Here is an 8,608-nt window from a genome sequence, read left to right as displayed (position 1 = left end):
CGGAGAGAGACCCCTCACCCGTCTCGCCGCTTCGCGGCGAGCCACCCTCTCCCACAAGGGGAGAGGGGAATGATCATACCCTTGGCATACTCGCGGGCCGCACTTCGCGCGCTTGCGCGGCCAGCCTGATGCCGGCATTGGCCGCGCCGAATCCCTGATAATTCCTGCGCTCGACGATCTCGAAGAAGAAGCGCTCGTCGAAGATGTGGGTATAGACCTGGAAGAACTCGCCGTCGCCCTCGCGGTCGTAGAGGATGTGGTTGGCGCGGAGCTGCGCCATCAGCTCGGGTGCGAGGTCGTATTTGGCTTCGATGTCGTCATAATAATTGGCGGGGATGTCGAGGAACTCCGCGCCGCGCTTTCGCATCTCCGCGACCGTCGCGAAGATGTCCCGGCACGAGAATGCCATGTGCTGCACGCCCGAGCCGAAAAACTCCGAGATGAAGCGCGCCGGCAGCGTGCGGTTGGCGGAGGAGCCATTGAGCACGAAGCGCAGGCTCTGGTCGGCATTGACGATGGCCTGGCTCTGCACGAGGCCGCGGGGATCGGCGATCTCCATCTGCGGCAGGCGCTTGAGGTCGAGGATGCCGGTGTAGAACAACAGCCAGGACAGCATCTCGTCATAGGGCATCGACTGCGCGATGTGATCGACGGCGAGCAGCGCGTCGCGGCCCGCATCGCTCGCGACCGGCTCGAAATCGGTGTCCCAGTTCTTGCCGGCCTGATCGAGGAAATAAAGCAGGCTGCCGCCGACCCCATGGATCGCGGGAATCTCCAATTCGCCCGGGCCGACCGGCTGGTAGAAGGTGCGCGCTTTCAGCATTTCGGCGCGCTGCATGGCAAGGCCGGCATTGTCGACGTCGAGCGCGATGGCGCAGACGCCGGGGCCGTGGGTGACGTAATGGGAATGGGCGAAGCCGTCGGTCTCGCTATTGATGACGAGCTCGACCTTGCCCTGCGACCAGCGTTCCACCGCCTTGCTGCGATGCGCGCCGGTCTTGCGGAAGCCGAGTTGCGAAAACAGGCGGGCGAGGTCGCCGGCCTTGGTCTCGTTGACGGCAAATTCGACGAAGCCGGTGCCGCGGCTCCTCGCCTTCGGCGCCAGCGGCTCGGCGGCGAATTTCGGCCAATCCGGCGCAAGCTGGTCCTCCAGCAGGATCAGCGAGCGCAGGCCGTCGAGCGCGGTCTGCGCGGCCGAGCCGGCGCGGAACTGGTCGTTGAATATCTCCAGCGACAGCGGCCCGGCATAGCCGGTCGCCGCGACGGCCGCCATGAACTCGCCGACCGGCAGATCGCCCTGGCCGGGGAAGGAGCGGAAATGCCGGCTCCATGACAGGATATCGAGCTCGAGCTTGGGCGCGTCCGCAAGCTGCACCAGGAAGATCTTGTCGCCGGGGATCGAGGCCATGGCGCGGACGGGAAAGCCGGGCGCCAGCGCGTGAAAACTGTCGAGGATGATTCCGATCGCGGGATGATCGGCGCGCCGCACGATCTCCCAGGCATCGCGATAGTCGTTGACGTGGCGGCCCCAGGCCAGCGCCTCGTAGCCGACGCGCAAGCCCCGCCTGGCGGCGTGATCGCCGAGCTCGCGGAAATCGTCTGCGGCGCGGTCGATGCCGCCGAGCGAGCTAGGAGAGACGTTGGAGCAGATCAGCAGCAGGTCGGTGCCGAGCTCCTGCATCAGGTCGAACTTGCGTTCCGCCCGGGCGAAGTTGCGCGTGCGCTGCGGCTCCGGCATGCCCTCGAAATCGCGGAACGGCTGGAACGCAGAGATTTTCAGGTTGAGATCGCCGCAGAGCCTTGCGATGTCTCGCGGGCCTGCGCCGAACGACAAGAGATCGTTCTCGAAGATCTCGACTTCGTCGAAGCCGGCGGCCGCGATGGCCCGGAGCTTTTCGTCGAGTGCTCCGGAGAGAGAGACGGTGGCGATCGAGCGCTTGTTCATGCGGCCTGCTCCATGATCCGCCCCGGTGAAATTGTCTGGCCTGTGCGCGCGGCCTCGCCGACGGCCTCGACGACCGCGAGCGTGCCCATCGCGTCCTCGGCCGTGATCAGCGGCTGTTCGTCGCCCCTGATCATCGCGCAGAAATGCCGGAGCTGCTCGACCAGCGGATCGAATGCGGGTGGCGCGACGGTCTGACGCGACAGCGGCGCGTACCAGCCGGGTCGCCCGGCATAGGACCACAGCTCCATGTTCGGCACCGACAGCGATCCCTCAGTGCCGGAGAAGATGTAGCAGGGCTCATCCTGCCTGGGGTACGCGGCGTTTTCGCCGGAGGACAGCTCCCAGCTCCACGGCGCCGGGGTCGCATCGGACACGGTCACGGTGCCAAGCGCGCCACCCCCAAAGCGCAGCAGCAGCGCGGCGGTGTCCTCGACCGCGAAGCCGCGGGCCTTGTTTGAGGTCAGCGCCTGCACCTCGGCGATCTCGCCGCAGATGAAGCGGAGATTGTCGATATCGTGGATGAGATTGATCAACAGCGGCCCGCCGCCCTGCTCGCGGCGCCAGGTCACCTCGAAATAATCGTCGGGCTTCTTCAGCAGCCAAAGCGTGACCACGGCGGTGAGCTGGCCGAGCCGGCCGCTCGCCACCGTCTCGCGCGCGGCCTTGATGATTGGATTGTGCCGGCGGTGATGGCCGACCAGCATCGGCACGCCGGTTCGCCTGATCGCGGCGCAGAGGCGTTGCGCAGCGGCGACCGTCTCCGTCACCGGCTTTTCGATCAAAGCCGGCACACCCGCCGCCGCGCAATCGAGTGCCATCGGCAGATGCAGATTGTTGGGCGAGGCGATGACCAGGCCGTCGGGCTGTTCCTGCGCCAGCAGCGCGCGATGGTCAGCATGGCAGGGCACACCCTCGGCCTGCGCATATTCCCTCGCGGCAAGCGAGGGGTCGGCGATGCCGGCAAGCTCGCAATCGGAGGACGCCGCGATCAGCTCGATATGGCGGCGGCCGATCAGGCCGGCGCCGGCAACACCGATGCGCAGCCGCGCGCTCATGCCGCGCTCTCCTCCATGGCGCCGCCGAGGAAGAGCTGGCCGATGCGGGGATCGTTCAGGATGCGCTTGGCGTCGTCGACCATGCGGGTCTGGCCGAGCTCGAGCACGATGCCGATGTCGGAGATCTCCAGCGCCGAGCGCGCGTTCTGCTCGATCATCAGGATGGTGACGCCGCGATCGCGCAGGGATTTCAGGATGTCGAAGGTCTGCTGCACCATCAGCGGCGACAGGCCGATCGAGGGCTCGTCGATCAGCACCAGCTTCGGCTCGAGCAGCAGCGAGCGGGCGATCTCGAGCTGCTTCTGCTCGCCGCCCGACAGCGTCGAGGCCTGCTGCGTGGATTTGCGGCGCAGTGCCGGAAACAGGTCGAGCGCGGCCTCGATACGCGCCGGCAGATCGAGGCCCTTGCCGGCCGAGACGCCGCCGAGCTCGATGTTGCTGCGGACGGACAGCTCCGGGAAAATATTGCGGCCCTGCGGCACGTAGCAGATGCCGGCGTTGAGCAGCGCGCGCTGGCTCAAATTCGTGACGTCGCGGCCGGCGAAGCTGATCTTGCCGTCGCGCAGCTTCAACAGGCCGAAGATCGCCTTGAACACGGTGGACTTGCCGGCGCCGTTCGGGCCGATGATCGTGGTGATCGTGGCTTGCGGCACGGCGAAGGTGGTGCCGTTCAGGATCGTCATCTTGCCGTAGCCGCCGACGAGATTGTGAACCGTGAGGATGGGCTCGCTCATGATCTCCTCCTCAATGTCCGAGATAGGCTTCGATCACGGCGGGGTTCTTCCGCACCTCGTCGGGGCGTCCCATCGCCAGCACCTTGCCTTCCGCCATCACCATCACGCGCGAGCAAAGCGACATCACGAATTCCATGTTGTGCTCGATCACGACGAAGGTGGCGTTCTTCTCGCGGTTGATCGCGACCAGCCGCTCCTTCAGGTCGGCCAGCATCGACGGGTTGACGCCGCCGGCGGGCTCGTCGAGCAGCACCAGGCGCGGGCCGCCCATGAAGGCCATGGCGGCGTCGAGCAATTTTTGCTGGCCGTAGGACAGGCCGCCGGCCGGTTCGTCGGCGAGATGGTCGAGCTTGAAGAAGCCGATCATCTGGTTGGCGGCCTCGGTGAGGCCGGCATCGGAGCGGCCGACCAGACGCGAGGCCATGCTGCCCTGGTGCTCCTGCCCGGCGAGGATCAAATTCTCGCGCACCGAAAGTTTTGGGAATACCTGCAGAAGCTGGAAGGTGCGGCTGACGCCGAGCTTGTTGAGCTCGGCGGGGCGCAGGCCCGTGACGAGCTTGCCGTCGAGCTTCACTTCACCGCCGCTTGGGGTGAGCTGGCCGAGGATGCAGTTGAACAGCGTGGACTTGCCGCAGCCGTTCGGGCCGATCAGCCCGAGGATCTCGCCTTCGCGGACGTCGAAGGAGACGCCGTCGACGGCATGGATGCCGCCAAAGCTCTTCTTGATGTCGGAGACTTCGAGGACTGCACTCATTGCGCCGTCTCCAGGCGGGATTTTGCCACGGCACGCAGCGCGGAGGCCGCCTTGGTGCGGCGCTCCGCAAGATAGCGATCGACGATCCCCAAGATGCCGGTCGGCGACCAGATCAGCAGCAGCATCACCGCGACGGCATAGAGCATCAGATAATAGCCTTCGGTGAAGCGCAGCCATTCCGGCAGCAGCACCGCGATCATCGCGCCGAGAAACGGACCGAAATAGAAGCCCGCGCCGCCGACGATCACCATCATCAGCAGGTCGAGCGACAGCGAGAGATTGAACGGGACCGGATCGATATATTGCGTCAGCGGCGCGTAGAGCGCACCGGCGACGCCGCCGAGCGCAGAGCCGATCGCAAAGGCCATCAGCGTGTAGCGCCGCGTGTCGATGCCGAGCGATTGCGCACGCAAGGGATTTTCGCGCAGCGCCATGAAGGCGCGGCCCCAGGGCGAGCGGATCAGCCACCACACCGCCAGCGACACGATCGCGAGCGAGCCGAGGCAGACATAATAGAACGGCAGCGGCTTGTTGGTCGCGATGCCGAAGATGTGCGGGCGCGGAATGTTGGAGATTCCGTAGATGCCGCCGGTGAGCCAGCTCTCGTTGCGGAACACCAGGAAGGCGAGGGTGGAGAAGGCCAGCGTGACGAAGGCGAGGTAGTGATGCTGCACGCGCAGCGCGGGATAGCCGAGCACCCAGCCGACCGCGAAGCTGAGCACGATGGCGACTACGATCGCCGCCGGCAGCGGCCAGCCATGCGTGGTCATGATTGCGGCCGCATAGGCGCCGATGCCGACGAACGCGCCCTGCGCCAGCGAGACCTGGCCGGCATAGCCGAGCGTGAGGTTCAGCCCCATCGCGGCGATGCTCATCACCGCCCACTGGCTCAGGATGAACAGGCCGTAGCGGTTGAAGTTCATGGGAATGACGATCAGGCCGGCGATGACGATGAGGCCGAGCGCGATCTTCAGCGGTTTGGCAAAGCCGGTCATACCGTGCGCTCCTCGGCGCGGCCGAGCAGTCCTTGCGGCCGGAACAGGATGACGGCGATCAGGAAGATCATCGGCACGGCCGCGCGGTACTGCGTCGAGACATAGGCGGCCGCGAGATTGTCGAGCACGCCGATCAACAGGCCCCCGGCGATGGCGCCGCGCACCTGGTTGAAGCCGCCGACGATCGCGGCGATGAAGGCGGCCTGGCCCAGCACCTCGCCGGAGGAGAATTTTGCCAAATAAATCGGCGTGATCAGAAGCGAGGCCAGCGCGACCAGGAAGGCGTTGATCAGGAAGGTCAGCAGGATCATGCGCTCCACGGGCACGCCGATGATGCGCGCCACCGTCGGGTTCTGCGCGGCGGCCTGCATCTGGTGACCGAGCGAGGTGCGGTTGAGCAGCGTCGTCAGCCCGACGACGGCGAGGATGGCGACGACGAGCACGCCGATGCTCTGCAGTGACACGGCATGGCCGAGGATGGAGACGTCACCGGTCGGTACGATCGAGGGGAAGGGCGAAGCCTCCGCGCTGAAGAACTGCTTGACGGCTTCCTTGATGCCGATGGCGAGCGCCATGGTCGCGATGGCGAGCGGCAGCACGCCGTGGCGCATCATGGGGTCGACCAGCAGCATCTTGAAGCCGAGCCCGAGCAGGATCATCGAGAGCAGGATGCCGAGGATGATCGCCAGCCAGAACGGCGCGCCGGCATGCATCGCCCCCAGCATCAGGAAGGCCGGCAGCATCACGAACTCGCCTTGCGCGAAATTGATGGTCTGCGAGGTCTGCCACAGCAGCGTGAAGCCGACCGCGACCAGCGCATAGATCGCGCCGGTGGCGAGCCCCGCGACCAGAAGGTCGAATAGATTGGACATGTTCCCCTCTCGCTTATCCCTCGTCCCCCTCACCCGCCGCGCGCGAGACGATGCTTCGCATCGCTCGGGCGCGTCGGCCTCTCCCCGCGTGCGGGGAGAGGCGAAGCTCACTTCACCTTGGGCAGCACCTGCTTCACCACCTGCTTGCCTTCGACCACCTCGACCAGGAAGCTCTGGCGGTCGATGTCGCCGGTGTCGCTGAAGGTGACGTCCATCAGGATGCCCGGCTCGTCCGCGGCCTTGATGGTGAGGCCGTGCAGCGTGTCGGCGAACTTCTTCGAGTCGACCTTGCCCATCTTCTCGGTGGTGGCCTTCACCATGTAGACGGCGAGATAGCCCTTCAGGCCGTTGTGATCGGGGACGTAATTGTACTTCTTGGAGAATTTCTCGCGGAACTGCTTGATCAGATCGACCGGTGCGTCGGTGGTGAGGCCGACATGGCCGCGCGCGCCGTTGGCGGCATCGCCGGCGAGCTCGATGACCTTCTGGCCGATCAGCGTGGTCTCGCCCATCAGCGGTGCGTTGACGCCCTGGCGCTTCAGCTCCTTGAGAATACGCGCGCTCTCTTCTTCGTTGAGATAGACGAACACGGCGTCGGGATTGGCCGCCTTGATCTTGCCGACGTCGGCGGCGAAGTCGGCTTGGCCGGCTTCGGTCGAGAGGTCGGCGACCACCTTGGAGCCGAGCCGCTCGAGCTCCTTGCTCACCATGTCGCGACCGCCGCGGCCGAAATCATTGTTGACCCAGACCACCGCGACGGTCTTCGCCTTCATGTCGTCGTGGATGTATTTGGCGACCTTCGGCATCGAGGACTGCTGGCCGAACGAGGTGCGGAACAGGAATTTGTTGCCGGCCTGCGTCAGCTCGGCGGCTTCGCCGCCCATGATCTGCGCGATGCCGGCTTCGGCGGCGAGCGGCGCCGTCACCTTCACCGAGCCCGAATAGCCGGGTCCGAGCAGCACATAGGGTTCCGCGTCGAGCGCTTTCTGCACCTGGGCGCGGGCCACGCCGGGGTTGGACTGCGAGTCGGCGTGGGTGACCTCGAGCTTGCGGCCGAGCACGCCGCCCTTGGCGTTGATCTCCTCGATCGCGAGGTCGATGCCGTTCTTCCAATTGGTGCCGACGGTGGCGCCGCCGCCCGAAAGCTCGGCGACGTCGGCAAGCTTGATCGCCTGGGCGTGGACGCTGGTTGCAGCTGCGAACGCAAGCAGGGCGCCCGCCAGAATAGTCGTCTTCATGGTCTCTCCTCCCATTTCTGTCGATGTGATCCGCGGCCTTGTGTCCGGCCGCTTTGGTTACGCTGCGTGATAGGCCGAGCTTCGTGCCGCCATCACCTCGTCGAATGCCTCTCCCATGACCTCGGTCGATGGGGCAAGGCCCGTGAACAGTTCGAAAGCGTCGGCCGCCTGGTAGATCGCAAGCTCCCGCCCCGTCATGATCCGCGCGCCCTTGGCCTGGGCGGCCGCCAGCAGCGGCGTGATCAGCGGCGAATAGACGGCATCCGCGACCCAGAGGTCTTCGCGCAGCAAGGTCGCGGCAACCGGCATGCCGCGGTTCGGCAGCATGCCGACCGGCGTGCCGTTGACGAGGCCGGTTGCGCCATCGAGCGCATCCTCGACGTTTGCTGCGATCCTCGCGCCGCCTTGCGGTGCCAGCAGAGAGACAAGCGTCGCGGCGCGCGCCGGCTCGCTGTCGAAGATGCGGATGTCGGAAACCTTCAGGCTCGCCAGCGCGAACGCGATGGCCTTGCCGACGCCGCCGGCGCCGATCACCGCAACGGCGTTCCCTGCGGGCGCCAGCAGCGGCGCCACCGCGCGGGCAAAGCCCGTGGTGTCGGTGTTGTGGCCGATCAGGCGGCCGTCCCTGACGACGACGGTGTTGACCGCGCCCATCGCGGCCGCGCCGGGCGCCAGCTCGTCGAGCAGCGGCACCACGGCTTCCTTGTAGGGGTAGGTGACGTTGACCCCGGCAAAGCCGAGCCGCCGCACGCCTTCCAGCATCAGGCTGAGGCCCGCCGCATCGGCGCCGGCCACTTCGATCAGCTGATAGTGGCCGCGCAGGCCGAGCGCCTCGGCGGCGCGTTCATGCATGGCCGGGGAAGCGGAATGGGCGATCGGCGCGCCGATCAGGCCGGTGAGGAGCTTCTTGCTGGCGGCGTATCCGCGCTTTGACATGGTTCGCTATCGTCTCAAAGGGAGCGTTCGGTCCCGGTCATTAGCGGGGAAACCCGCGCAATTCCAAGAGGGCTTAGAA

The 8,608-nt window shown here is 66.2% G+C and carries 8 protein-coding genes; all 8 read right to left on the bottom strand.

Features of this window, described 5'->3' with window-relative positions; genetic code table 11:
* Nucleotides 1–73: 73 nt before the first annotated feature.
* A complete protein-coding gene (locus tag QRQ56_RS38320) occupies nucleotides 74–1,945 on the bottom strand; it encodes a bifunctional sugar phosphate isomerase/epimerase/4-hydroxyphenylpyruvate dioxygenase family protein (RefSeq protein ID WP_438746947.1) in 1,872 nt (623 codons plus the stop codon).
* Nucleotides 1,942–3,000 carry a Gfo/Idh/MocA family protein gene (locus QRQ56_RS38315; protein WP_438746946.1) on the bottom strand — a complete coding sequence of 353 codons (1,059 nt, stop codon included), beginning with the start codon at nucleotides 2,998–3,000 and terminating at the stop codon, nucleotides 1,942–1,944. The genes QRQ56_RS38320 and QRQ56_RS38315 overlap by 4 nt, the downstream gene beginning before the upstream one ends.
* Nucleotides 2,997–3,734 (bottom strand): ABC transporter ATP-binding protein, encoded by a 738-nt coding sequence (locus tag QRQ56_RS38310; RefSeq protein ID WP_438746945.1) that lies wholly within the window; start codon nucleotides 3,732–3,734, stop codon nucleotides 2,997–2,999. The genes QRQ56_RS38315 and QRQ56_RS38310 overlap by 4 nt, the downstream gene beginning before the upstream one ends.
* A gap of 10 nt (nucleotides 3,735–3,744) precedes the next feature.
* Nucleotides 3,745–4,488, bottom strand: coding sequence for an ABC transporter ATP-binding protein (locus tag QRQ56_RS38305; protein ID WP_438746944.1), 744 nt, complete (start codon nucleotides 4,486–4,488; stop codon nucleotides 3,745–3,747).
* On the bottom strand, nucleotides 4,485–5,483 hold the full coding sequence (locus QRQ56_RS38300) for a branched-chain amino acid ABC transporter permease (RefSeq protein WP_438746943.1): 999 nt from the start codon (nucleotides 5,481–5,483) through the stop codon (nucleotides 4,485–4,487). The genes QRQ56_RS38305 and QRQ56_RS38300 overlap by 4 nt, the downstream gene beginning before the upstream one ends.
* On the bottom strand, nucleotides 5,480–6,355 hold the full coding sequence (locus QRQ56_RS38295) for a branched-chain amino acid ABC transporter permease (protein ID WP_438746942.1): 876 nt from the start codon (nucleotides 6,353–6,355) through the stop codon (nucleotides 5,480–5,482). The genes QRQ56_RS38300 and QRQ56_RS38295 overlap by 4 nt, the downstream gene beginning before the upstream one ends.
* Nucleotides 6,356–6,462: 107 nt before the next feature.
* On the bottom strand, nucleotides 6,463–7,593 hold the full coding sequence (locus QRQ56_RS38290) for an ABC transporter substrate-binding protein (protein WP_438746941.1): 1,131 nt from the start codon (nucleotides 7,591–7,593) through the stop codon (nucleotides 6,463–6,465).
* Nucleotides 7,594–7,650: 57 nt separating this feature from the next.
* Nucleotides 7,651–8,529 carry a shikimate dehydrogenase gene (locus tag QRQ56_RS38285; RefSeq protein WP_438746939.1) on the bottom strand — a complete coding sequence of 293 codons (879 nt, stop codon included), beginning with the start codon at nucleotides 8,527–8,529 and terminating at the stop codon, nucleotides 7,651–7,653.
* Nucleotides 8,530–8,608: the final 79 nt, after the last annotated feature.

This window comes from Bradyrhizobium sp. U531, from assembly GCF_051710265.1.
Classification (GTDB): Bacteria; Pseudomonadota; Alphaproteobacteria; order Rhizobiales; family Xanthobacteraceae; genus Bradyrhizobium.
Note: the sequence above shows the minus strand (reverse complement) of the source record. Positions and strands in the feature narration are given on the sequence as shown.

Excerpts from the sequence above, each read along its gene's own strand:
- QRQ56_RS38320 (WP_438746947.1), bottom strand. The coding sequence starts at position 1,945 with ATGAACAAGCGCTCGATCGCCACCGTCTCTCTCTCCGGAGCACTCGAC.
- QRQ56_RS38315 (WP_438746946.1), bottom strand. The coding sequence starts at position 3,000 with ATGAGCGCGCGGCTGCGCATCGGTGTTGCCGGCGCCGGCCTGATCGGC.
- QRQ56_RS38310 (WP_438746945.1), bottom strand. The coding sequence starts at position 3,734 with ATGAGCGAGCCCATCCTCACGGTTCACAATCTCGTCGGCGGCTACGGC.
- QRQ56_RS38305 (WP_438746944.1), bottom strand. The coding sequence starts at position 4,488 with ATGAGTGCAGTCCTCGAAGTCTCCGACATCAAGAAGAGCTTTGGCGGC.
- QRQ56_RS38300 (WP_438746943.1), bottom strand. The coding sequence starts at position 5,483 with ATGACCGGCTTTGCCAAACCGCTGAAGATCGCGCTCGGCCTCATCGTC.
- QRQ56_RS38295 (WP_438746942.1), bottom strand. The coding sequence starts at position 6,355 with ATGTCCAATCTATTCGACCTTCTGGTCGCGGGGCTCGCCACCGGCGCG.
- QRQ56_RS38290 (WP_438746941.1), bottom strand. The coding sequence starts at position 7,593 with ATGAAGACGACTATTCTGGCGGGCGCCCTGCTTGCGTTCGCAGCTGCA.
- QRQ56_RS38285 (WP_438746939.1), bottom strand. The coding sequence starts at position 8,529 with ATGTCAAAGCGCGGATACGCCGCCAGCAAGAAGCTCCTCACCGGCCTG.